This window comes from Rhizobium sp. CB2179 (genome assembly GCF_057653455.1).
The window spans coordinates 4,191,269-4,215,773 of the sequence record NZ_CM172781.1; the positions used below are offsets into that span (position 1 = coordinate 4,191,269).

The 24,505-nt window shown below is 61.1% G+C and carries 24 protein-coding genes; 5 read left to right on the forward strand and 19 right to left on the reverse strand.

Going from position 1 to position 24,505, the window contains the following annotated elements:
* Positions 1-7: 7 nt before the first annotated feature.
* From odhB to sdhC, 13 genes are all read right to left on the reverse strand, one after another.
* Positions 8-1,273, reverse strand: coding sequence for a 2-oxoglutarate dehydrogenase complex dihydrolipoyllysine-residue succinyltransferase (odhB, locus tag AC244Q_RS20660; protein WP_113547571.1), 1,266 nt, complete (start codon positions 1,271-1,273; stop codon positions 8-10).
* Positions 1,274-1,312: 39 nt separating this feature from the next.
* The gene (locus tag AC244Q_RS20665; protein WP_113547572.1) at positions 1,313-1,621 is read right to left on the reverse strand and encodes a YciI family protein; all 309 of its coding nucleotides are present in this window, start codon (positions 1,619-1,621) and stop codon (positions 1,313-1,315) included.
* A gap of 16 nt (positions 1,622-1,637) precedes the next feature.
* On the reverse strand, positions 1,638-4,622 hold the full coding sequence (locus AC244Q_RS20670; RefSeq protein WP_026157494.1) for a 2-oxoglutarate dehydrogenase E1 component: 2,985 nt from the start codon (positions 4,620-4,622) through the stop codon (positions 1,638-1,640).
* Positions 4,623-4,793: 171 nt separating this feature from the next.
* On the reverse strand, positions 4,794-5,696 hold the full coding sequence (sucD, locus tag AC244Q_RS20675; protein ID WP_012759277.1) for a succinate--CoA ligase subunit alpha: 903 nt from the start codon (positions 5,694-5,696) through the stop codon (positions 4,794-4,796).
* Between the two features lie 13 nt (positions 5,697-5,709).
* A complete protein-coding gene (locus AC244Q_RS20680) occupies positions 5,710-6,201 on the reverse strand; it encodes a DUF1579 family protein (RefSeq protein ID WP_012759278.1) in 492 nt (163 codons plus the stop codon).
* A gap of 8 nt (positions 6,202-6,209) precedes the next feature.
* Positions 6,210-7,403 carry an ADP-forming succinate--CoA ligase subunit beta gene (gene sucC / locus AC244Q_RS20685; RefSeq protein ID WP_128406577.1) on the reverse strand — a complete coding sequence of 398 codons (1,194 nt, stop codon included), beginning with the start codon at positions 7,401-7,403 and terminating at the stop codon, positions 6,210-6,212.
* 34 nt (positions 7,404-7,437) lie between these two features.
* Positions 7,438-8,400 (reverse strand): malate dehydrogenase, encoded by a 963-nt coding sequence (gene mdh / locus AC244Q_RS20690; protein WP_003543522.1) that lies wholly within the window; start codon positions 8,398-8,400, stop codon positions 7,438-7,440.
* 176 nt (positions 8,401-8,576) lie between these two features.
* Positions 8,577-9,740 carry a cell division protein ZapE gene (gene zapE, locus AC244Q_RS20695; RefSeq protein ID WP_017995379.1) on the reverse strand — a complete coding sequence of 388 codons (1,164 nt, stop codon included), beginning with the start codon at positions 9,738-9,740 and terminating at the stop codon, positions 8,577-8,579.
* 48 nt (positions 9,741-9,788) lie between these two features.
* Complete coding sequence (locus AC244Q_RS20700; protein ID WP_011653815.1) at positions 9,789-10,304, reverse strand: protease inhibitor Inh/omp19 family protein; 516 nt, start codon at positions 10,302-10,304, stop codon at positions 9,789-9,791.
* A 374-nt stretch (positions 10,305-10,678) separates the two neighbouring features.
* Positions 10,679-11,458 carry a succinate dehydrogenase iron-sulfur subunit gene (locus tag AC244Q_RS20705; protein ID WP_003567268.1) on the reverse strand — a complete coding sequence of 260 codons (780 nt, stop codon included), beginning with the start codon at positions 11,456-11,458 and terminating at the stop codon, positions 10,679-10,681.
* Between the two features lie 18 nt (positions 11,459-11,476).
* Positions 11,477-13,318: a succinate dehydrogenase flavoprotein subunit gene (gene sdhA, locus AC244Q_RS20710; RefSeq protein ID WP_012759281.1), complete on the reverse strand. Its 1,842-nt coding sequence runs from the start codon at positions 13,316-13,318 to the stop codon at positions 11,477-11,479.
* A gap of 6 nt (positions 13,319-13,324) precedes the next feature.
* Positions 13,325-13,705, reverse strand: a complete 381-nt coding sequence (gene sdhD, locus AC244Q_RS20715) for a succinate dehydrogenase, hydrophobic membrane anchor protein (RefSeq protein ID WP_012759282.1) — start codon at positions 13,703-13,705, stop codon at positions 13,325-13,327.
* Between the two features lie 10 nt (positions 13,706-13,715).
* The gene (gene sdhC / locus AC244Q_RS20720) at positions 13,716-14,111 is read right to left on the reverse strand and encodes a succinate dehydrogenase, cytochrome b556 subunit (RefSeq protein ID WP_012559217.1); all 396 of its coding nucleotides are present in this window, start codon (positions 14,109-14,111) and stop codon (positions 13,716-13,718) included.
* A gap of 315 nt (positions 14,112-14,426) precedes the next feature.
* On the opposite strand from sdhC, the gene AC244Q_RS20725 reads away from it, so the two are divergent.
* The gene (locus AC244Q_RS20725) at positions 14,427-14,918 is read left to right on the forward strand and encodes a hypothetical protein (protein WP_012759283.1); all 492 of its coding nucleotides are present in this window, start codon (positions 14,427-14,429) and stop codon (positions 14,916-14,918) included.
* A 127-nt stretch (positions 14,919-15,045) separates the two neighbouring features.
* On the opposite strand, the gene AC244Q_RS20730 is transcribed toward AC244Q_RS20725, so the two are convergent.
* From AC244Q_RS20730 to AC244Q_RS20755, 6 genes are all read right to left on the reverse strand, one after another.
* A complete protein-coding gene (locus AC244Q_RS20730) occupies positions 15,046-15,399 on the reverse strand; it encodes a RidA family protein (protein ID WP_017995382.1) in 354 nt (117 codons plus the stop codon).
* Positions 15,400-15,794: 395 nt separating this feature from the next.
* Complete coding sequence (locus AC244Q_RS20735) at positions 15,795-16,664, reverse strand: LysR substrate-binding domain-containing protein (RefSeq protein WP_017995383.1); 870 nt, start codon at positions 16,662-16,664, stop codon at positions 15,795-15,797.
* Positions 16,665-16,797: 133 nt separating this feature from the next.
* On the reverse strand, positions 16,798-17,862 hold the full coding sequence (locus tag AC244Q_RS20740; protein ID WP_020487045.1) for an ABC transporter ATP-binding protein: 1,065 nt from the start codon (positions 17,860-17,862) through the stop codon (positions 16,798-16,800).
* Between the two features lie 10 nt (positions 17,863-17,872).
* Positions 17,873-18,712 (reverse strand): ABC transporter permease, encoded by an 840-nt coding sequence (locus AC244Q_RS20745; protein WP_017995385.1) that lies wholly within the window; start codon positions 18,710-18,712, stop codon positions 17,873-17,875.
* A complete protein-coding gene (locus AC244Q_RS20750) occupies positions 18,709-19,593 on the reverse strand; it encodes an ABC transporter permease (protein WP_128406576.1) in 885 nt (294 codons plus the stop codon). The genes AC244Q_RS20745 and AC244Q_RS20750 overlap by 4 nt, the downstream gene beginning before the upstream one ends.
* An 88-nt stretch (positions 19,594-19,681) precedes the next feature.
* Complete coding sequence (locus tag AC244Q_RS20755; RefSeq protein ID WP_017995387.1) at positions 19,682-20,758, reverse strand: extracellular solute-binding protein; 1,077 nt, start codon at positions 20,756-20,758, stop codon at positions 19,682-19,684.
* Between the two features lie 261 nt (positions 20,759-21,019).
* On the opposite strand from AC244Q_RS20755, the gene speB reads away from it, so the two are divergent.
* The 4 genes from speB (at position 21,020) to AC244Q_RS20775 (ending at position 24,420) form a co-directional block, all read left to right on the forward strand.
* A complete protein-coding gene (speB, locus tag AC244Q_RS20760) occupies positions 21,020-22,081 on the forward strand; it encodes an agmatinase (RefSeq protein ID WP_024320370.1) in 1,062 nt (353 codons plus the stop codon).
* Positions 22,082-22,165: 84 nt separating this feature from the next.
* Positions 22,166-22,963, forward strand: coding sequence for a transporter substrate-binding domain-containing protein (locus AC244Q_RS20765; protein WP_017995389.1), 798 nt, complete (start codon positions 22,166-22,168; stop codon positions 22,961-22,963).
* Between the two features lie 144 nt (positions 22,964-23,107).
* The gene (locus AC244Q_RS20770; protein ID WP_017995390.1) at positions 23,108-23,776 is read left to right on the forward strand and encodes an amino acid ABC transporter permease; all 669 of its coding nucleotides are present in this window, start codon (positions 23,108-23,110) and stop codon (positions 23,774-23,776) included.
* Complete coding sequence (locus AC244Q_RS20775) at positions 23,773-24,420, forward strand: amino acid ABC transporter permease (protein WP_017995391.1); 648 nt, start codon at positions 23,773-23,775, stop codon at positions 24,418-24,420. The genes AC244Q_RS20770 and AC244Q_RS20775 overlap by 4 nt, the downstream gene beginning before the upstream one ends.
* Positions 24,421-24,505: the final 85 nt, after the last annotated feature.

A 24,505-nucleotide genomic window follows, 5' to 3' on the forward strand; every position in this document is an offset into this window, starting at 1 on the left:
CGCTCCCTCAGAGATCGAGAACCAGACGTTCCGGATCTTCCAGGCTTTCCTTGACGCGCACGAGGAAGGTGACCGCTTCCTTGCCGTCGACGATGCGGTGATCGTAGGACAGCGCCAGATACATCATCGGACGGATGACCACCTGGCCGCCGATCGCAACCGGCCGCTCCTGGATCTTGTGCATGCCGAGAATGCCGGACTGCGGCGCGTTGAGGATCGGCGAAGACATCAGCGAACCGTAGACGCCGCCATTGGTGATGGTGAAGGTGCCGCCCTGCATGTCGGCCATGGAGAGCGAGCCATCACGAGCTGCCTTGGCAAGACGGCCGAGTTCCTTCTCGATTTCGGCGATCGACATCTGGTCGGCGTCGCGGATGACGGGAACGACGAGGCCTTTGTCCGTACCGACGGCCATGCCGACATGGCAGTAGTTCTTGTAGATGACGTCGGTGCCGTCGATTTCGGCGTTGACGGCCGGCAGTTCCTTCAGCGCATGCGTCACCGCCTTGGTGAAGAAGCCCATGAAGCCGAGCTTGACGCCGTGCTTCTTCTCGAAAATGTCCTTGTACTTGTTACGCAGATCCATGACCGCCTTCATGTCCACCTCGTTGTAGGTGGTCAGCATGGCGGCGGTGTTCTGCGCATCCTTGAGGCGCTTGGCGATCGTCTGGCGCAGGCGCGTCATCTTCACGCGCTCTTCGCGCGAAGCATCCTCGACCGTCGACGGGCCCCGCGCGGCGGCAGGCGTTGCTGCGGGCGCGGCCGCCGGAGCGGAAATGCCCTTGGCGACGGCGGCGATGACATCGCCCTTCAGCACCTGGCCGCGCTTGCCGCTACCGTCGACCTGATCGGCAGAAAGGTTGTTTTCGGCAAGCATCTTCGAAGCCGCCGGTGCCGGCGGCATGGTGGAGACGGAAGCGCTCGATGACGACGATGCAGCAGCGGCAACTGGCGCTGGCTGGGCAGCAGCAGCCGGGGCCGGCTGGGCGGGCGCGGCGGCCGGTGCAGCAGCAGCCGGCGCGGCAGCAGCGGCAGCACCTTCGGCGATCTGGCCGAGCAGCGCGCCGAGACCGACGGTCTCGCCGGCGGCAACGACGATTTCCGAAAGCGTGCCGGAGGCGGGTGCTGGAACTTCGATGGTCACCTTGTCGGTTTCAAGCTCGAGAATCGGCTCGTCGGCCTTGATGGCGTCGCCGACCTTCTTGAACCAGGTGCCGACGGTTGCCTCGCTGACGGATTCACCGAGAGTTGGAACGCGGATTTCTGTGGCCATTGTTCAGATCCTGATTTCGTGTGTTTTCGTTTATGCGTTTCAGACGGCGGGCGGCCGCGAGATGATCGAGGGCATCGGCAGGATATCGAAGCGGAAACCGAAACCGGAAGCGATGATCGGATCGCCGTCGGCAAGAAGCTGCGCCGCCGCCTGATCCTCGACCTCGACGATCGCCATGCCCCAGGCGCCTTCACCCTCGAAGACGGGTCCGACGACGATAGCCGATCCCGCAAGGGCGATCCGATGCCAGTATTCAGCATGGCGTTTCATCGCCGCCATTTCCTCCCCGGTCCCGTCATGCGGGAAAGTGGGGCGCGGCGGCTGCAGTCTCAGAAAGAAATAAGCCATTGCGCGCCCCCTTGTTTTAACCGCCCAATGCATCCTCGAGGAATGCGGCGAGCTGCGACAGATGCTTGGACATCAGGCCCGTCGCCGGCGAGGCGGCGGCCGGACGGCCGGTATAGCGGACGCGCTGGTACTTCGCATCGATATGGGCGAGCACCCATTCGAGGAAGGGGTCGATGAACGACCATGCGCCCATGTTCTTCGGCTCTTCCTGGCACCAGACCATCTCGGCATTGCGGAAGCGCGACAGCTCGTTGATCAGCGCCTTCGCCGGGAACGGATAGAGCTGCTCGACGCGCAAGAGATAGATGTCGTCGATGCCGCGCTTTTCACGCTCTTCGAGAAGATCGTAATAGACCTTGCCGGAGCACATGACGACGCGGCGGATCTTGTTGTCCTTCTGCAGCTTGATCGGGCCGTCCTTGATCACCTCGGCATCGTCCCAGAGCAGACGATGGAAGGCGGATTCGCCGGCCATTTCGGCAAGCGTCGAGACCGCCCGCTTGTGGCGCAGCAGCGACTTCGGCGTCATCAGGACCAGCGGCTTGCGGAAGTCGCGCTTCAGCTGCCGGCGCAGGATGTGGAAATAGTTTGCCGGCGTCGTGACGTTGGCGACCTGCATGTTGTCTTCCGCGCAAAGCTGCAGGAAACGTTCGAGGCGGGCCGAGGAGTGTTCGGGACCCTGACCTTCATAACCGTGAGGCAGCAGGCAGACGAGGCCCGACATGCGCAGCCACTTGCGTTCGCCCGACGAGATGAACTGGTCGAAGACCACCTGCGCGCCGTTGGCGAAATCGCCGAACTGGGCTTCCCAGAGCGTCAGCGCATTCGGGCGGGCGAGCGAATAGCCATATTCGAAACCGAGCACGGCCTCTTCCGAAAGCATCGAATTGATGACTTCGTAGCGACCCTGCGTCGGCGAAAGATTGGCGAGCGGGATGTAGCGCTCTTCGGTTTCCTGATCGTAGAGAACCGAGTGACGCTGCGAGAAGGTGCCGCGTTCACAATCCTGGCCGGAGAGGCGGATCTTGCTGCCTTCGACGCAGAGCGCGCCGAAGGAGAGCGCTTCGGCCATCGCCCAGTCGATACCCTCGCCGGTGGCGATCATGTTGGCCCGGTTTTCCATGAAGCGCTGGATCGTCCGGTGTGCGTTGAAGCCCGCCGGGATCTCAGAGAGCTTGCGGCCGATCTCCTTCAGCGTCTTCATCGGCACGGCGGTCTTGCCGCGGCGCTGCTCGTCGGCATTGTCGGCCGTGCGCAGTCCCGACCACTCACCATCAAGCCAGTCGGCCTTGTTCGGCTTGTAGTGCTGGCCGGCCTCGAACTCCTGCTCGAGATGGGCGCGCCAGTCGGCCTTCATCTTCTCGACTTCACCGTCGGTGAGCAGGCCCTCGGCGACGAGACGGGCCGCATAGAGCTGCAGCACGGTCTTGTGGGCGCGGATCACCTTGTACATCTTCGGCTGCGTGAAGGACGGTTCGTCGCCTTCATTGTGGCCGTAGCGGCGGTAGCAGAACAGGTCGAGCACAACAGGCTTGTGGAACTTCATGCGGAATTCGGTGGCGATCTTCGCCCCATAAACCACGGCTTCCGGATCGTCGCCGTTGACGTGCAGGATCGGCGCCTCGATCATCTTGGCGACGTCAGACGGATAAGGCGACGAGCGCGAGAAGGCCGGGTTTGTGGTGAAGCCGATCTGGTTGTTGATGATCACATGCATGGTGCCGGCGACGCGATGGCCGCGCAGACCGGAAAGGCCGAGGATTTCGGCAATGACACCCTGGCCGGCAAAGGCCGCGTCGCCATGGATCAGCAGCGGCAGAACCTTGGCGCGTTCGGAAAGCGGGATGATGTCGCCGTCCCAGACGGTGGCGTTCATATCCTGCTTGGCGCGGGCCTTGCCCATGACGACGGGGTCGACGATTTCGAGATGCGACGGGTTCGCCGTCAGCGAAACGTGGATCTTGTTGCCGTCGAATTCGCGGTCGGAGGAGGCGCCGAGATGGTACTTGACGTCACCCGAGCCCTCGACCTCATCGGGAGCGGCCGAGCCGCCCTTGAACTCATGGAAGATCGCCCGGTGCGGCTTGCCCATGACCTGGGAGAGCACGTTCAGACGGCCGCGATGGGCCATGCCGAACACGGCTTCCTTGAGGCCGAGATGACCGCCGCGCTTGAGGATCTGCTCCAGCGCCGGGATCAGCGATTCGCCGCCGTCGAGACCGAAACGCTTCGTGCCTTTGAACTTGACGTCGAGGAACTGCTCGTAGCCTTCGGCTTCGACCAGCTTGGCAAGGATCGCCTTCTTGCCTTCCGGCGTGAAGGCCACACCCTTGTCCGGTCCTTCGATGCGCTCCTGAATCCACGCCTTCTCTTCCGGATTGGAGATATGCATGAATTCGACGCCGAGCGTCGAGCAATAGGTGCGCTCGAGGATTTCGATCATCTCGCGGATGGTCGCGTATTCCAAGCCGAGCACGTTGTCGATGAAGATCTTGCGATCGTAATCGGCGGCCGTGAAACCGTAATTCTCCGCCGACAGTTCATGATAGTCGTCGACGGGAGCGGCGATGCCGAGCGGGTCGAGCTTGGCATGCAGGTGACCGCGCATGCGGTAGGCGCGGATCATCATGATGGCGCGCACGGAATCGCGCGTCGCCTGCAGCACCTCGGTGCTGTCGGCAGGCTTGCCCTGAGCTTCGGCCTTGGCCTTGACCTTGGTCTCGATCACCTTCTCGACGATGCCCCAGTCGCCATCGAGAGCCGACACCAGATCGCCGCTGGCCTGAAGCGGCCAGTTCTTCTTGCGCCAGGAAGCCCCTTTGGCCGCCCTCTTCACATCGCTGGGATCCTCCTCCAGCGCCTTGAAGAAAGACCGCCACTGATCGTCGACCGATGCTGGGTCCTCTTCATACCGCGCGTAGAGCTGCTCGATATAGGCAGCGTTGGCGCCATCCAGAAACGAGGTGATCTGAAACTGCTCGTTGGCTTCTTGCCGTGCCATGGTGATATGCGGACGCTTCCGTCCGCCTCCTGACTTTGATGAATTTGCCGGCTTGATGGCCGGCTGCCGCATTCGATTGCCGCCTGTCCGCGGCGCATCTGCTGGTTTCGTGTTGTCGAGGCCGGGCGGAGGGCGCAGATGCCGTTCCTCCGCCCGGTCTATATAGGTGGCTTAGCCCTTGAGGACTTCAACCAGCGTCTTGCCGAGGCGGGCCGGAGAGGGCGATACCTTGATGCCTGCCGATTCCATCGCCGCGATCTTCGATTCCGCATCGCCCTTGCCGCCGGAAACCACGGCGCCGGCATGGCCCATGGTGCGGCCCTTCGGCGCCGTACGGCCGGCAATGAAGCCGGCCATCGGCTTCTTGCGGCCCTTCTTGGCTTCGTCCTTGAGGAACTGGGCTGCGTCTTCTTCAGCCGCACCTCCGATTTCGCCGATCATGATGATCGACTGGGTGGCTTCGTCGGCCAGGAACATTTCCAGGACGTCGATGAACTCGGTGCCCTTGACCGGGTCGCCGCCGATACCGACGGCCGTCGTCTGGCCGAGACCTTCATTGGAGGTCTGGAACACGGCTTCATAGGTTAGCGTGCCCGAGCGGGAAACGATACCGACCGAACCCTTGCGGAAGATCGAGCCCGGCATGATGCCGATCTTGCATTCTTCCGGCGTCAGGATACCCGGGCAGTTTGGGCCGAGCAGGCGCGACTTGGAGCGGTCGAGGCGAGCCTTGACGCGCACCATGTCCATGACCGGAATGCCTTCGGTGATGCAGGTGATGAACGGGATCTCGGCGTCGATCGCCTCGATGATCGCGTCGGCGGCTCCGGCCGGCGGAACATAGATGACAGACGCGTTGGCGCCAGTCTTTTCCTTGCCTTCGGCAACGGTTGCAAAGATCGGCAGGCTTTCGCCCTTCGCGCCGGTCCAGGTTTCGCCACCCTTCTTCGGATGGATACCGCCGACCATCTGGGTGCCGTAGTAAGCAAGCGCCTGTTCGGTGTGGAAGGTTCCGGTCTTGCCGGTTAGGCCCTGAACGAGAACCTTGGTGTCTTTGTTGACGAGAATGGACATGCGAGGCCTTTGTTTAGGAGAGGTTGGAAGACGTGGGGGACGCACGACGATAGACGCCGCTGACGACCTCCTGCCAAGTATCGCTGCCTGCAGGCGAAAAGCTGACGCCCATCCGGTAGCAGTCTTCATTTTCAAATGTGAATATGGTGCGCTGGCTGCCGCGCGGCGAAGTCTTCATCAGCACAAGCTCATTGCCGTTCCACTCGCCGGACGCCGGCACGGGCGGCGCAAAACCTGCGGTGTCGAACTGGTAGAGTTTGTAGGCCTTGTCCGAAGCATCGAAGCCGAAAACATTTCGCGCCTCGAACGAAACAGCACCATCGCGCGTCTGGCGATAGCGCTGCTCGAGGAAGAACCCGCCGAACAACGCCTCGCCGGAAAACTCCGCACTGGCCTTGCCTTCACTCGTCCACGCCGACGCCGCGACACGCTCGTCCCCTTCCCACACGCCGGCGAAGGCGTGGAGGCGGAAATGAGCAGCGGAGGGCGTGGACTGGAAGGCCATGATCGTTCTCAGCCGTTGATCGCCGCAACGATCTTCTTGGCCGCATCGTCCAAGTCGTCAGCCGCCGTGATCGCCAGACCAGACTCGTTCAGGATCTTCTTGCCGAGCTCGACATTGGTGCCTTCAAGGCGCACGACGAGCGGAACCTTGAGGCCGACTTCCTTGACCGCGGCAATGACGCCCTCGGCAATGACATCGCACTTCATGATGCCGCCGAAGATGTTGACGAGAATGCCTTCGACCTTGGGGTCTGCGGTGATGATCTTGAAAGCCGCAGCAACCTTCTCCTTGCCGGCGCCGCCGCCGACGTCGCAGAAGTTGGCCGGCTCCTTGCCGTAGAGCTTGATGATGTCCATCGTCGCCATGGCGAGGCCTGCGCCGTTGACCATGCAGCCGATATTGCCGTCGAGCGCGACATAGGCGAGGTCCCACTTCGAGGCCTCGATTTCCTTGGCGTCTTCTTCGGTCTCGTCGCGCAACATCTTGACGTCGTCGTGACGGAAAAGCGCATTGCCATCGAAAGACATCTTGGCATCGAGGACGCGCAGATGGCCATCCTTCATGACGATCAGCGGATTGACCTCCAGCAGAGCCATGTCCTTTTCGCCGAAGGCCTTGTAGAGCGTCGGGAAAAGCGTCTTGGCGTCTTCGGCGGCAGCACCATCGAGCTGAAGTGCCTTAGAGATCGCAACAACGTCGGCAGCCGTCACGCCGGCTTCCGGATCGATGGCGATCGTGTGGATCTTCTCGGGCGTGTCGTGGGCGACGGCCTCGATGTCCATGCCGCCTTCGGTCGATACGACGAAGGCCACGCGACCGACCGAGCGGTCGACAAGGATCGAGCAATAGAGTTCGCGAGCAATGTCGGCGCCGTCTTCGATATACAGACGGTTGACCTGCTTCCCGGCGTCGCCCGTCTGGGCGGTCACCAGCGTGTTGCCGAGCATTTCCTTGGCGTGGGCGACTACTTCGTCGATCGACTTGGCGAGGCGAACGCCACCCTTGGCGTCAGGACCGAGTTCCTTGAACTTGCCCTTGCCGCGGCCGCCGGCATGGATCTGGCTCTTGACCACGTAAAGCGGACCGGGAAGCGACTTGGCGGCAGCTTCGGCTTCTTCAACCTTGAGAATAGCCACACCCTCGGCAACCGGGGCGCCATAGCCCTTCAGCAGAGCTTTGGCCTGATATTCATGAATGTTCATGGGTCTATCCCTATTTCGATTACTTCAGCGCCAATCACTTCAGGGCAGGCGCGATGTTGATGCAGGCTTCGCAGAGACCGGCGACTGCGCCGACGGACTTGTCGAAGGCTTCCTTCTCGGTCTTGTTGAGATCAATCTCGATGATGCGCTCGACGCCGCCGGCGCCGATGACGGTAGGAACGCCGACATACATGTCCTTGACGCCGTACTGGCCGGAGAGGTGGGCAGCACAAGGCAGAACACGCTTCTTGTCCTTGAGGTAGGATTCGGCCATCTCGATTGCCGAGGCGGCCGGCGCGTAATAGGCCGAGCCGGTCTTCAGCAGGCCGACGATTTCGGCACCGCCGTCACGGGTGCGCTGGATGATCTCTTCGAGGCGCTCCTTGGTGACCCAGCCCATGGTGACGAGATCGGTGAGCGGAATGCCGCCGACCGTCGAGTAGCGGGCGAGCGGCACCATCGTGTCGCCGTGGCCGCCGAGAACGAAGGCCGTGACATCCTGGACGGACACGTTGAATTCCTTGGCGAGGAAAAGACGGAAGCGCGAGGAGTCGAGAACGCCAGCCATGCCGACGACCTTGTTGGCCGGAAGACCGGAAAACTTCTGCAGCGCCCAGACCATGGCGTCGAGCGGGTTGGTGATGCAGATCACGAAGGCGTTCGGGGCATATTTCTTGATGCCGGCGCCGACCTGCTCCATGACCTTGAGGTTGATGCCGAGAAGGTCATCGCGGCTCATGCCGGGCTTGCGGGCGACGCCTGCCGTGACGATGCAGACGTCAGCGCCTTCGATCGCGGAATAGTCGCTGGCACCCGTCAGATTGACGTCGAAGCCTTCGACCGGCGACGACTGGGAGATATCGAGACCTTTGCCCTGGGGAATGCCGTCCGCGATGTCGAAGAGAACGATGTCGCCCAGTTCCTTCAGGCCGGCGAGGTGCGCCAGCGTGCCACCAATCATGCCAGAACCAATGAGTGCGATCTTGTTACGCGCCATTTCGCTGTTTCCTTTGCGATCAAATTCGTCGAACGGACGCGCAAGGCACCGCCCAATGACGCAATCGCATAGACCCAAAGCCTAAAAATGGCAATGCATTATTTTTGATGCAGCGTTTTCAATCGTTTAGATCCAAAAATTCTTACGTAAACGTAATACATTCTGTCACCAGATTGTTACTCTGCGGCGCGTTTCTGATGGTGCAGCGCAAGATATTCCGCACTGCGCATCTCGAACAGGCGCGAAGCCGTGCGGTCAAATTCGAAGCCCTCGGTGCCCCGACGTTGTAGCAGCAGTTCCTCCGGCATCGCCGCCGCGGAAATGTAAAGCCGCACGGCATGATCGTAAAACGTATCGACCATAATGATGAACCGCTTGATCTGGTTCCGCTTTTCCGGCCCGAGCAAGGGAATGTGATCGACGAAGACCGTATCGTAGCGCTCGGCGATGGCCAGGAAGTCGACCGCCCCGAGCGGTTTGTCGCAAAGATCGGCGAAAGAGAAACGCGCCATGCGGTCGACGGCGAGCGGCACATGGATGTGGCGCCCCTTCATCGGAATATCCAGCGGCTGCGCCTTGCGCCCATGCAGCGCCTGGGTCCAGGACGCATCCATCGCCATGTCGTTATGCTCGTTGATCGGCACCAGGTAGACCGGCTGGCTGCTCAGCTTCTCCATCCGGTAGTCGGTCGACGAATCCAGGGTAACGACATCGACATACTGCTTGAGCAAGGCAACGAAGGGCAGGAAGAGGCCGCGATTGAGACCATCCGCGTAGAGATTGTCGGGCTCGACGTTCGAGGTCGCGACCAGCACGCATCCGCGCGCGAAAAGCTCGGAGAACAGCCGCGACAAGATCATCGCATCGGCGATGTCGGTGACCGTGAACTCGTCGAAGCAAAGCAGTTCTGCCTCGTCGTAAAGCGCTGCGGCGACCGGCGGCATCGGATCGGCCTGCCTCGTCTCACCGTTCTTGAGCTTCAGCCGGTGCGCGGCGATGCGGTTGTGCACATCCGCCATGAATTCGTGGAAATGCGCCCGCCGTTTCTTCCTGCACGGCGCCATCGCGAAGAACATGTCCATCAGCATGGTCTTGCCGCGCCCGACGCTGCCGTGGATATAAAGCCCCTTGATGCCGTCGGCCGATTTCTTCTTGGCGGCAAACAGCCAGCCGAGCGCGCTCGACTTTGCCGCCGGCCGCCGCTGCTTCAGACCGGCGAGCACCCGGTCGAGGCTCTTTGCCACGTCCAATTGGGCAGAATCGGCCTGAAGGGCGCCCGATGCGGTCAGCGCTTTAAGCTGTTCGCAGACGCTGAGCGCATAATCCGGCATTGGTTGCATGAGGGCATATCCGCCTGTCAGTCAACGGCGGAGAACCCGCCGGAACATTTACCGGCTGAGACTGATCGACTGGCCTGTGCTCGTCTGTCCCTGGAAGCGGTTGTCGGCCGTCTTGTAGACGCTGCCGAGCTGGTTGCCCGAGCGGTCCTTGAGCAGCACCTGCTTGCCGGCGACCTCCCAGGAGCCCATCGCCGTCAGCTCGCCGACACAGCCACGCGTTCCGCCGCGCGAACCGCTGCCGAGATTGGTGAGCGTTAGGAACATGTCGCAGCTACCGTTGACGCGCCAGCTCCCGACCATCGATTCCTTGGTGATATCGAGCGCATTCGCGGCCATTGCACCAGGCTCAGCGCCCGGCATCGGCGCCGTCGTCGTCGGCGCGGCCGGAAACTGTGAGCCGCCGGTCGGCGGCGGAAGCTGCCCGCCCTGCACCGAGGGCACCGGCTGCGCCGTCAACGGCGCCGGGCCGGCACTGGCGTTGGAGCTGTAATCATATGCCGTACGCTGACAACCGGCTAGCGACAGAACCACCACCAGACCTGTCATCGCATATCGCAACTGCATCATCATACTCCTGAATTCGGCTGTCGCCGTAGAGAAACGGGCGTGAGACAAGTCCGATTATCGTAATTCGATTTGGTTAATCAAGTCGTGCTGCATAAATTGCCCGTGACAACAACTAACCGAAAAACGATACAGTTCAACTGTCCTGCTGCAAAACTTCCTGCACATAGAATTTGTCAGCAAGGTGTTGAGCGCGTTCATCTCAGTCAGGATCCCTGTCGAACTCGCGCAATGTCCTGGAATAGTGTCTCACCGCATCTTGCAGAAGGATTGCACCGGGATCGATGCGGATGCCCTGTTCGTGCACCGCGACCGAATCTCGGTGACGGCTTCGGAATCGAAGCCGTCTATTCCGCCATCGGTACCGAGGTTGATCAAACCCGGCGCTCGACCATCATCTTCTTGATTTCGGCGATCGCCTTGGCCGGGTTGAGGCCCTTGGGGCAGGTTTGCGCACAGTTCATGATCGTGTGGCAGCGATAGAGGCGGAACGGATCCTCGAGATTGTCGAGACGCTCGCCGGTCGCCTCATCTCTGGAATCGATCAGCCAGCGATAGGCCTGCAGCAGAACGGCCGGACCGAGATAGCGGTCGCCATTCCACCAATAGCTCGGACAGGAGGTCGAGCAGCAGGCGCAGAGGATGCATTCATAGAGGCCGTCGAGCTTCTGCCGGTCCTCATGGCTCTGCTTCCACTCCTTGGCCGGCGCCGGCGACACCGTCTTCAGCCATGGCTCGATCGAACGATGCTGGGCATAGAAGTTGGTGAGGTCGGGTACCAAATCCTTGACGACGGGCAGATGCGGCAGCGGATAGATCTTCACCGCGCCCTTGATATCGTCGAGGCCCTTGGTGCAGGCAAGCGTGTTCGTGCCGTCGATATTCATCGCGCAGGAGCCGCAGATGCCCTCGCGACAGGAACGGCGCAGCGTCAGCGTCGGGTCGATCTTGTTCTTGATGTAGAGCAGACCGTCGAGCACCATCGGCCCGCAATCGTCGACATCGATATAGAAGGTGTCGATAGACGGGTTCTGACCGTCGTCCGGGCTCCAGCGGTAGACGCGGAACTCGCGGGTGTTTTTGGCACCCGCCGGCTTCGGCCAGACCTTGCCTTCGCGCATCTGAGAATTCTTGGGGAGAGCGAGTTCAACCATGTCCGGTTCCTCTTGAGATCAGTACACGCGAGCCTTCGGCTCGATCTTGTGCGGATCGATGCCTTCGGCAATGAGCTCGGTGTGAACAGGACGATAGTCGAGTTTCACATCGCCTGCCTCGTTCACCCAGGCGAGCGTGTGTTTTCGCCAGTTGACGTCGTCGCGGCCGGCGAATGCACCCTCGGTATAATCTTCGCGGGCATGCGAACCGCGGCTCTCCTTGCGGGCCTCGGCTCCGTAGATCGTCGTGATGGCGTTGGCCATCAGGTTCTGCAGCTCCAGCGTCTCGACCAGATCCGAGTTCCAGATCATCGAGCGGTCGGTGACCTTGATGTCCTTCATCTCGCCCCAGATTGCCGAGATGCGCTGGCAGCCCGACTCCAGCGATTCCTGCGTGCGGAACACCGCGGCGTCTTCCTGCATGGCGCGCTGCATCTTCTCGCGCAGTTCCGCCGTCGGTGTGCCGCCGCTGGCGTGACGCAGACCGTCGAAGCGGTCCATGATCTTGTCGCAGGCGGCGACGTTGAGATGCGGGATCGGCGCTGCGCGGTCGATCACCTCGCCGGCGCGGATCGCAGCGGCGCGGCCGAAGACCACGAGGTCGATCAGCGAGTTGGAGCCGAGACGGTTGGCGCCGTGCACCGAGGCACAGCCGGCCTCGCCCACAGCCATCAGGCCGGGGATGATCCGTTCCGGATTGGCACCGTCGGCGTTCAGCACTTCGCCCCAATAATTCGTGGGAATGCCGCCCATATTGTAGTGAACGGTCGGCAGAACCGGGATCGGTTCGCGTGTAACGTCGACACCGGCGAAGATTTTGGCGCTCTCGGAAATCCCCGGCAGGCGTTCATGAAGAACGGCTGGATCGAGATGATCGAGATGCAGGAAGATGTGGTCCTTCGCCTTGCCGACACCGCGGCCTTCGCGGATTTCCAGTGTCATGCAGCGCGAAACGACGTCGCGCGAGGCAAGGTCCTTGGCCGAAGGCGCGTAACGCTCCATGAAGCGCTCGCCCTCGGAGTTGACGAGATAACCGCCTTCGCCGCGCGCGCCTTCGGTGATCAGACAGCCCGAACCATAGATGCCGGTCGGGTGGAACTGAACGAATTCCATGTCCTGCAGCGGCAGGCCGGCACGCGCCACCATGCCGCCGCCGTCGCCGGTGCAGGTATGGGCCGACGTTGCCGAGAAATAGGCGCGGCCGTAGCCGCCGGTCGCCAGCACCACCATCTTGGCGGCGAAGCGATGGATCGTACCGTCATCGAGGCACCAGGCGATGACGCCGGTGCAGCGGCTGCCGTCTTCCGACATGATCAGGTCGAGCGCGAAATACTCGATGAAGAACTCGGCATTGTTGCGCAGCGACTGGCCGTAGAGCGTATGCAGGATGGCGTGGCCGGTACGGTCGGCAACGGCGCAGGTGCGTTGTACCGGCGGGCCTTCGCCGTAATTCTGCATGTGGCCGCCGAACGGGCGCTGATAGATCTTGCCTTCCTCGTTGCGCGAGAACGGCACGCCGTAGTGCTCGAGCTCATAGACCGCCTTCGGCGCTTCCATGGTGAGATACTGCATGGCGTCGACGTCGCCGAGCCAGTCGGAGCCCTTGACGGTGTCGTAGAGGTGCCACTGCCAGCTATCCGGCGTCATGTTGCGCAGCGAAGCGGCGATACCGCCCTGGGCCGCGACCGTGTGGGAGCGGGTCGGGAATACCTTGGTGATGCAGGCCGTGCGGAAACCCTGCTCGGCCATGCCGAGCGTGGCGCGCAGCCCGGCGCCGCCGGCGCCGACGACGATCACGTCGTAGGAGTGATCGACATACTTGTAGGCTTTGCCGTTCTGGGCGGGTGAAGTCGGTGCCATATCAGCTTATCCTACGAATGCGATTTTCAGAATGGCGAAGAGACAGAGGCCGGCGATCAGGATCGCAAAGAACGTGTTCAGCATCAGGAGAACGATCTTGCCGAATTCGCCGTGCACGTAATCCTCGATGATGACCTGCATGCCGAGCTTCATGTGGATGACACCGGAGATTACCATCAGCCCCATGACCACGGCGACGAAGGGGTTCGATAGCGCGCGAACCACATCCGCATAGGGCGCGCCGGCATAGGCGAGCATGAAGAAGACGAAGAAGAGGATCAGCGGAACATTGGCGACGGCCGTCAGCCGCTGGCGCCAGAAATGATCCGTTCCGTCCTTGGCGGAGCCGAGCCCGCGAACCTTGCCGAGGGGGGTGCGCATATCCATGAGAGGACCTTCAGAAGCGAATGAGGAAGCCGATCACCCAGACCAGCACGGTCAGACAGAGCGACCCGATGATGTTGGCGATGGCGAGCTTGGTCGAGAACTCTTTCCCGAAGCCATAACCGAGATCCCACATGAAGTGGCGGAAGCCGCCGAGCATGTGGTGCAGCAGCGCCCAAGTATAGCCGAGAAGCACGAGCTTGCCGAGAAGGCTGCCGAGCACCCAGTTGGCCCAGTCATAGGAGCCCTGGCCGCTTGCCGCCGCGATCAGCCACCAGGCGACGAGCAGCGTGCCGACGTAGAGCGCGCCACCGGTAATGCGGTGGACGATGGACATGACCATAGTGGGAATAGGCTTGTAGATTTGCAGATGCGGCGATAGGGGCCGGTTATTTGTCACGTTCGCCATCAGAACCTCGCGGCGGCTTCTCTGCGCTCCCGGATTTCGGAGCATGCTCAGTCAACCACACGAATGACAAAATTCTCTGTGTGCGTTGCATCAATTGCGACGTTTAATCACCGGGAACGCCGACGACAAGCACAATCGCTGTCTGCTTTTAATTTAATCGATTCGCGTTACCGGGAAGTTTGCAGGCTAACAAAACTGGTCTCTTCCGCTCAAATTTTGTGCCGGTTGTCCGACCTGAATGGACAAGCTCCGGCTTTTGGCGCAATCTGGCGTTAACGATTTGTTAGGGATCGGAATTCCGGAGGCCGGCCACCCATGTTTCGCAGTCTGTCCGCAGTCGCCCTGCTTGCCCTGTCCGTGCTTGCTGCACTTCCCGCCGAAGCCGGCGACCGCCGCAACGATCATCGCTTTCCCGGCCATCGTCACGCTTTCCACGGCGGATTACTCCTCGGCGAACGTGCCATCTGGCGCGATCGCGGCATCCGTTTCGACAATGCCTATCGATATCGGAACCGCAAAGAACGGATGCCGTTCCTGAAACAGTTTTCATCGCCGGCGACAAATCGCATAGCCCGCAACAATCTCATCGTCGTCCTGCCCCAAACGCAGGGTGGTGACGGCGGCGGCACTTATGCCGGCTCTTCCTATGTCTATCAGGTCGATGGCGGGACCTATGTCGGCGGCAACGGCTATGGCTATCCTACAGCACGGCCGGAGCTGCTGGCCCCGAAAGCAAAGGTCATCGATATCGCAGTGCGGGACGATCCCTGCTCCTATGAGGCCAATGTCTGCGTCATCCGGCCTTAGAGCCTGTCGCGCAAGAGTATGCCGCGGTTTTGCGACAACGACACGCCTAAAACAAAGACCTAAAGCGCGAGGAGCGAATCTGAAAGGTCGGGACGCGCTTTAGAGCAGGATGACGAATGCAGGCGGCTCAAATTTGCCCGTCCCCACTCTTTCGCGACGCGGCTACGTCGATACGGATGGCGCACATCGGCGGGAGATTCTTGTCCTCAAACGTCGCCCGCCGTGGCGTTCCGCTATCCGGCATCCAAGCATCCCAGGCTCTGTTCATTTCCTCGAATGAGGCAAGGTCCCTGAGCCAGATGTTGGCGAGAATGATCTCTGACTTGTCGGTACCTTCGCGCAGCAGCATGTCATTGATGCGTTCCAGTATTTCGTTGGTCTGCGCCGTCACGCTCGCTCCCCTCGTCAGGTTTGCGACCTGGCCGGGCAGATAGGCGGCATCTGCGAGGAGAGTTTCGTCAACTTTGGCTTGCCCCATCATCGTATTCGCAGACTTCCAATGCTTGATATTGGGTCGTCGACCCTTCATCCGATCACTGTGGGGCTTCGCCCGCCACTTCGGTAGAGGGAATTAATTTGAGCCGATATAATGGAAGCTGAACGCTCCTAGAGCCTTTCCTGGTCAGCTTGAAGCATTCTGTTGGCTCAAACGGAGTCGGATGGTCGACCGGCCGGCGCGCGTCGTAGCCCGGCTCTACGGCCAAGCCGGCCGGTCGATCAGCCGGCCCGTTTCAGCCAACCCGAAGGGCCGGGCATCTTTCCGCCAGGACAAAGGCGATCGGCTCGGACGTACCCTGGGGTATGCCCGTCGCCAATCGCCTCTGCCCTGACGAAAACCTGCTCCGGCAGAATGCTGCAATCTGACCAGGAAAGGCTCTAGCTGGACAATATGGCGGTATGCCGCGAAATGAAGTCCACAAGATAGCGCGCGCCTTCGGCCGACTCGGATTGAGCATACAGACCGATCTCGATGCGCACCGGACCGGGCAGATCCGCCGATCGGTCAAGCGTCCGGCAGCCCTCCGGTTTCGTCGTGAGCATCATTGGCGCGATACCGATACCGACGCGAACCGCGGTCGCCATGGCCACCAGCGTCGATGCGACGCACGCCGTCTTCCACTTGATGTTTCGCTGGGACAGAGCCGCAATCGTCGGAAGCGTCCAGGGACACTCCTCCTCGAACATGATGATCGGAAGCGGTTTTTCCGTATCCGCCACAAAGTCGGATCTCACCGTCCACATCAAATATTCGGTCCAGATCAGGGTCGGTTTTCGCGAGAGGCAGGTGATGTCGCAAACCACGAGATCCAGCTTCCTGTCTTCAAACAGGCTGGCGAGGCGGCGATTCGGCTCGACAATGATGTCGATCTCGACCTTCGGGTTCTGGGCTCTGAAGGCACTAAGAATGTCGATCAGGTGGCCAGCTGCGAAGTCCTCGACGACGCCGAGGCGAATGCGGTCCTCGATCATCTTGCCTGTCAGCCTTTTCCCGACCTCGTCGCTGAGGGCGACCATTTCGCGGGCATAAGCCAGCATGATCTGCCCATGGCTCGTCAGCTCGAGGCCCTTTGACGAACGCGAAAACAGCGTAACGCCGACAAGCTCCTCCAGCTTGCGGATCTGCATGCTCACGGCGGCCTGCGTTCTGTTCAGCTTGACGGCTGCTCCATTGACGGTGCCGATCTCCGCGACGGTCAGAAATGCACGAAGCAGATAGGAATCAAGATCAAGCATCAGAAGCCGCATTCCATACTTTGTGGCGCTCGATAGCCGAGGGCCCCTCCGCCTATAAGCGGATATTGGACGAACCATGTTCTTCCGGCAACTGGTGACCCTTAGCCCCCGGGCGCAGCACAAGCTGCGCCCCATCAATGCCAGCTTATCGCGCGAAGAGGACGCATGCCTCGGGCGGAATGGAAACGCTGATCTCCTGCCCCCGAGCGAAGGCTATGTCTGGACGGTTCGGGCAAGCCGAGATTATCCGGTCGCCACTGACGAGGTCCAGAACGACATGCCTGAAGGCACCGAGTGTCACGACGTCGGCAACGCGTCCGGTCATGGCTCCGGCAGCCGGAGCGCCGGACGATATCTCGACGCTTTCCGGCCTCACGCAAATCTCGGCGGCACCTGAAAGATTTGCCGTGGACGCGACCGGAAACTCCCAGCCGGATTCGGAGCGAAATTTGCGGGCCGTTCCGCCCGCGGCCGAAATCGAGCCATGAATCCAATTCGTCCGACCCATGAAATCCGCGACGAAACGTGAGTCTGGACGCCAATACACATCATCCGGCTTGCCGGATTGCATGATTGCCCCGCGGTTCATCACGAAGATACGCTCTCCCAGGCTCATCGCCTCCTCCTGGTCGTGGGTTACCACGATTGCGGTCGAGCCGACCGCGGCGAGCACATCCTCCAATTCGGTGCGCAGCTCATGCCGAAGCTTGGCGTCGAGGGCCGACAGAGGTTCATCCAGAAGAACGAGGCTCGGATGGGTGGCGAGCGCCCGCGCAAGCGCAACACGCTGCTGCTGTCCGCCGCTCAACTGGTGCGGCCGCCGCTGTCCGAAACCGACGAGCCGGACGAGCTCAAGCATCTCGGCAATGCGGCGCGGTATTTGCCCCGGCGGATGGTTGCGATGGCGAAGTCCGTAACCGATGTTCTGTTCGACTGTCATATGCGGGAAAAGAGCGTAGTGCTGGAACAGCAGCCCGACATTGCGCTCATAGGGTTTCAATCCGGCCATCGGCTCGCCGTCGATCAGGATCGAGCCTTTGTCGGGCCGCTCGAATCCGGCAATGAGCCGAAGAATGGTGGTCTTGCCGCAGCCGCTCGGTCCAAGCAGTGCGATTGTTTCACCTGGGTTCACAGAGAAGGAGATATCACCGAGGGCGACAGTTTCGCCGAAGCGCTTGCTGACCCCTTGAAATTCCACGGCAGAAATCATCGTATTGTCCTCATGAACGAAACAAACCTTGGCCCACGACAGTGTCAAAGCCGACGACACGGTCCAGCACGACGATCAGCAACGCAGTGACGGCAATCAGGACCACGGCCGCCGCAGCGATCGTCAGATCGAAAGCCGCGCGCATGTTGCTGACCAGCGTAACAGGCAAGGTCGTTGCGGACGGATCGCTCAGAAACAGACTGATCGATACGTCATCCATCGAAATTGCGAAGGCGAAGATCGCGCCGGTGACGACGCCCGTCCGCATGAGCGGCAGGGTTATGGTCCAGAAGGCCTGGCGCTCGGTGGCGCCGAGAACCATTGCGGCTTCCGTCAATCGTTGGTCGCTGCCGAGAAGGCTGGCGAGACTGGTCCTTATGCAATAGGGCAACGTCACGATCACGTGGCCGAGGAGCAGGCGCGCCATACCATTTGTGATGCCGGCCTTGGAAAGGAAAAGCAGCAGGCCGAATCCAATGACAACCGGCGGGACGATGAGCGGCGAGAGAAAGGCCGAAGTCAGCGCTGCCTTTCCTGGAAAATTGCCCCGGGCAAGACCGACAGCCGCCGCAGTTCCAATCGTGACGGACAGAACCGTCGTGAGTACCGCCAAGATGAGGCTGGTGCGCAGGCTGGCAAGGATATCCGCCTGGGAGACGAGCCGTTCGAACCAGTGAAGCGACAAGGCAGGTGGCGGCATCGGGCCGAGGTAGGTCCTGGCGTCGAAAGCCATGACGCATGTTATCACCAGCGGGATGGCGAGGAACGCCAATCCAAGGCCGATGACACCGTAGGCAAGGGAACCGGCGATCCGGTCTCCGGTTCTCGCGGCAAGAGACTGCATGCTCATCGGGAAACCCTCCGCGCCTGCGCAAACGTTATGGCAGCGACGACCGCCAAGGCCGCGGCAAGCATGACGAGCGAGATCGCCGCACCGCTCGGGTAGTTGGCGATATCGCTGAACCGGGTGTAGATGACATTCGACATGAAAAGCACCCGGCCCCTCCCGAGCACCATGGGAATGACGAAGGCGCTGATCGCGAAAGTCAGCGATACGAGCGTGCTTGAGATCAGAGCCGGGAAGCTCAGGGGAAGCGTGATCGACAGATGGGCTTTCCATCCCGGCGCGCCGAGCGACTGGGCCGCATCAAGCAGACGCGGATCGATCGATTGCATCGCGCCAATCAGCGTTAGCGTTGCGACCGGTATGATCGAGTGAACCAGACCCGCAATAACGACGATATTAATATATTCGCGGCTGTTGGGCGAAAGGCCCAGTGTCAAGAGGAAGGGTCGGAAGATGCCGACCGACCCAAAGGTCAGTTCGATCGCATACGTCTTGATCAGGACGCTGGAAAGAACAAGCGTAATCAAGAAGCCGAGGGTGAGCGTGCGCATCTGCGGCGAAATGCGCCGCACGATGAAATAGGCCAGCGGGAATGCCACAAGCTGGCCGATGATCGCGGCAACTCCGCCAATCCAGAAGGTCGTCAGCAGGACGCTTGCAAACGCCTGGTTTGCAAGCTCGTAGTAGTTTTGAACCGTTGCCGCGGCATTTTCCACGGAGCCGACGCGCCCCGGCGTAAACTCCTTCAAGCTTTCGATTGCCAGGTTGATGAGCGGTGACACAAACCCGAATGCGAACACCAGCAGGGCTGGCCCGAGCGTCAGGGCAGCATCTCGGCGATCCGGAATTGAAATGGCAACGGGTTGCCGCCTTACCTTGGTCATGATGGAACAGCCTTTTCCTCGCCCTTGCGGGCCATGAGAAAGGGAGGTTGTCGAAGTCCGCGCCTACGACAACCTTCCGCGAGGTGTCTTAGAGCAACGGGGCGATATCCTGCTCCCAGCGCTTGGACCAGGCATCCTGCTGTTCGAGAACGACATTGTAGTCGGGCACATAGACGAAGCTCGAAAACTCGTCCGACGTGAAGGACAGATGCTTGAGATTGTCGGGTGTGACCGCCTTGCTGTTCAACGGCGCTTCGCCAGCCACCTTGGCGTAGAGCGAGTTCATGTCCGGGGTGATCGCGAAGTTGACGAAATCGAGCGTTGCCTTGGTGTTTGGTCTATTCTTGAGGACGCCGAAACCGCTCTGGTAGAGGAAGGCCTTGAAGTTGCTGTCCTTGGTGAAACGCGTAACCGGGAAGTTTTTGGCCACCGCCGCCCAGCCGGGCTCAGCGAAGAAGCCGACGGAGGTCTCGCCCGACGTCAGCGAATTGGTGAAATCGATATCGGTGACGGCAACGCGGCCGATATTGCCGGATTTCGCCAATTCCGTCATGAGCTTCCACCCGGGCTCCATATTCGTTTCACTGCCGCCGGCGTGAAGGGCGAGCGCGACGATCTGGAGCATCATGCTCTGTGTCGGGCCTGGCCAGCAGATCGCACCCTTAAGATCGGGGCTCAGCAGATCATCGATGGTCTTCACGGCGATCGGAGCCGTGTCGGTTCGGGCGCCGAAATACATGCCGCCAACTGCGCGCGGGACCGCTTTGATGTTGCCCTTGCCGTCACGAATGATGATTTTCTCGGGAATATTCGCGAGGTTGGGAATATCGGCAGGATTGATGGTTTCGAGCCAATCCTCCTTCACCATGCTGTTGAACGAGCCTTCCCAGCCGGCGACATAGTCGTAGTCGACATTCGGCCAGACGGCCTTGATCTTCGGCAGGATGGCGCCCGCGCCGCCCTGGTGAAGAACCCAGTTGAATGTCGCCGCATTCTGGTCGGCGGCAATCTGCTTCATCGCTTCGACGACATCGCCGCCCCATTCGACGGCGGTGAGATTGCCGCTGCCGGCTGCGGCGGATCTTGCAAACCCGGTCATCGTGCTGGCAATCCCCGCGGCGGCGGCGGATCCGAGGAAGCGGCGGCGTGTCATATCGTGCAACATGGTAGGTTCCCTTTGCTGTCGGCCCTCTGCCGGGCCGTTCGCATCGGAGACTGCTTGGAGGTTGCCAGCCGCGGTAGTGGGAAAATTCTCGCCGGGTTATAAAGTTTTCTGAACACCCCGATGAACGCGCGACCCGCATCGCTAAGCCTCGGCGGATCCGAGCTATCAAGAATCGTTATATCCCCTCTCGAATTTTCGCGGTTCCAAGAGAAGTGGGCGGCGCCGATGATGATGGCAGCATCAATACGGTGGGAGCCTGCCTTGACCATTGACCGGGATTTTCTGGAAGACTTGAGAAAGCGCTTCGGCAGCGCTGCAGGCGGAGAGATGGAAGATCCGCACTTCCGCGCCGTGGCGGCGAGCGTATTCAAGGACGGCGACAGCCGCAAATGGCCCTTCGCCGATCCTGCGACCTTTCTGGATGCCCGTTTCATCGAGAACGGCTTGCGGCCCGAGGTGCTTGAGGCGCTTGACGTGGCTCTGATCGGCGTGCCGATGGACCTCGGCGTCACCAATCGCGCCGGCGCGCGGCTGGGGCCGCGGGCCGTCCGGGCGATCGAGCGTATCGGTCCCTACGAGCATGTTCTGCGTGTCGCGCCGATGGGAGGGCTAAAGGTCGCCGATGTCGGCGACGTGCCGATGCGCAGCCGGTTCGGCCTCGCCGAATGCCATGCCGACATCGAGGCCTGCTACCGGATGATCGCGGCAACCGGGGTTATCCCGCTGTCGGTCGGCGGCGACCATTCGATCTCCGGCGCCATCCTCAAAGGCCTGGCGGCCGGCCAGCCGGTCGGCATGATCCACATCGACGCTCATTGCGACACCGCCGGTCCCTATGAGGGCTCCAAGTTCCACCACGGCGCGCCTTTCCGCGAGGCGGTTCTGGCGGGTGTGCTCGATCCGAAGCGTACGATCCAGATCGGCATCCGCGGCGGCGGCGAATATCTCTGGGAGTTCTCCTTTGCCTCCGGCATGACCGTCATCCACGCCGAAGAGGTGGCGGAGATGGGGCTCAAGGCTGTGATCGCAAAGGCTCTAGAGGTTGTCGGCGCGGGTCCGACCTATCTCAGTTTCGACGTCGACAGCCTCGATCCGGCCTTCGCTCCGGGAACCGGCACGCCAGAAGTCGGCGGGCTTCAGCCGAGGGAGGCCCTGACCCTGCTGCGCGGCTTCAAAGGCATCAACCTCATCGGCGGCGACGTCGTGGAAATCGCGCCGCAATACGACAACACCACCAACACCGCGCAGATCGCCGCGCAGGTCCTGTTCGAACTCCTGTGCCTCGCGATGTTCAGTCCCGCGGTCAGGACAAAGCTGACCTGAGAACCAGCTCCACAACGGCAGCGTGCCTCGTGCCCGCTGCCATCCATCACCTGTCGCACAACACGTCTCAAAAAGGGGAACGACATGACTGCTCTTATGAAGTTGCATTACACCGCCACCGCGGCAATTGCCGTTTTCGGCATCCTGGCAGGGGCCGCGCAGGCCGACGAACTTGCCGATATCAAGGCCGCAGGCGAAATCAACATCGGCATCTTCTCCGATTTCCCGCCCTTCTCTTCGGCAAGCGCCGATATGAGCATCAAGGGCTATGACGTCGACGTCGCCCAGAAGATCGCCGACGGGCTCGGCGTGAAACTCAATCTCGTCAGCGTTACCGGCCAGAACAGGATCGCCTACCTGAACGACGACCGCGTCGACCTGCTGATGAGCGTCGGCTATTCGAAGGAGCGTGCCGAGGTTATCGATTTTGCCGCCCCGTACGCCCCCTACTATATCGCCGTCATCGGTCCGGCTGCGCTGAAGGTGAGCGGCAAGGAAGACCTCGCCGACAAGACCGTTGCCGTCAATCGTGGGACGCTCGAAGACACGTCGCTGACGGCCGTCGCCCCCGGCTCGGCTGCGATCCAGCGTTTCGAGAACTATAATTCGGTCATCCAGGCCTTCATATCCGGCCAGACCCAGCTGATGGTCGTCGGCAACGATGTCGGTGCGCAGGTTCTGGCACGACAGGACGAACTGAAGCCGGAGCAGAAATTCCAGCTCCTCAGCTCCCCCTCACACATCGCGCTCCGCAAGGGCGAGGAAGGCCTGAAGAAAGTCGTCAATGACAGCGTCGCCGCAATGATCTCCGATGGTTCGCTCGACGCAAGCTCGAAGAGCTGGCTGAAAGCGCCGCTCAACCCTGAAAACCTGAAGGACTGACGAGGGCGGCCTCCCACTCACCAGAGTATGATGCCGAAAACTGCAAGCGATTGCGGTGGCATCATGCTCCAATTCTTTGGTTGAGAGGCGGATCGGGATTTCGGGCCGACCCGGCCCGGATCATCCGGCTCCAAAGGACAAGCGATGAGATACAGCCTCGATTTCAATTGGCTTTGGGACGGAATGGGAGCTCTGGCTTATGGCGCATGCACGACGCTTGCACTGACGGTCTCCACATCGGTCCTCGGGATCGTTCTCAGCATTCTCGGCGCGGCTGCGCGCCGGGGACCTTATCCATGGTTGCGCAAGGTCGTCGGCCTGTATGTGGAAATCATGCGCAACACGCCATTTCTGGTGCAGCTGTTCTTCATCTTCTTTGGCTTGCCTAGCCTCGGCATTCGCCTCGATCCGATCACTGCCGCCGTCCTTGCCATGACCCTCAACATGGCCGCCTACACGATCGAGGTGGTCGGGGCCGGGCTCGATGCCATACCGAGAGGCCAGAAAGAGGCGGCGCAGGCACTCGGCCTCAGGCCTCGGCTGGTGTTCTTCAAGATCATCCTGCCGCAGGCGATCGCCATCATTTTTCCGGCGCTGACGAGCCAGATCATCATCATGATGCTGGAATCGGCGGTGGTTTCGCAAATATCCGTCCGCGAGCTGGCGCAGGAGGCCGATCTGCTTCAATCGCGCACCTTCCGCTCCTTCGAGACCTATCTGGTGGCGACATTGATCTACCTTTCAATGTCCGCCGCACTTCGCCGGCTCCTTTTCGCCGGGAAACGCCGTTTTCTGGGAGCCGGTCTGGCATGATTGAGTTCACCTTCTGGGACATTCTGCGCAATCTTGTCTTCGCGACACGCTGGACCCTGCTGCTTTCGCTCGCAGCCTTTGCCGGCGGCGCCATCGTTGGCCTGGCGATCCTGTCTGCACGGATATCGAAAACACGCTGGCCGCGCAGCTTCGCGTCCGGCTACATTGCCCTGTTTCAGGGAACGCCGCTCCTGATGCAGCTGTTTTTGATGTTCTTCGGCCTGCCGATGCTCGGCTTCCGGATCGAGTCATGGACCGCCGCCGTCTGCGGCCTGACGTTCTACGCCAGCGCTTATCTTGCCGAAATCTGGCGGAGCGGCGTCGAGGCGGTGCCGCGCGGGCAATGGGACGCCGCAGCCAGCCTGGGCTTGCATCGTCTCCTCGAACTTCGCCTTGTCATCCTGCCGCAGGCTTTCCGGATCACGCGCGCGCCGACCGTCGGGTTCTTGGTCCAGTTGATCAAGAGCACCGCACTGGCCTCGATCCTCGGCTTCGACGAACTGCTGAAAACCGCAAACGCCATCAACAACGCGACCTTCGAACCTTTCAAAGTCTACGGTCTCGTCGCGCTGATCTTCTTCGCCCTGTGCTATCCGCTGACGCAATACGCCAGAATGCTGGAGAAGAAAGCGGCGTTTGGCTGAGCGGTGCCGAGTTGCTCCGCATTCCGATCGCAACAAAGTGTCCAAAGGGCCGATGGCGGTTGAATGCTGGTACGCCGCGCAGCGG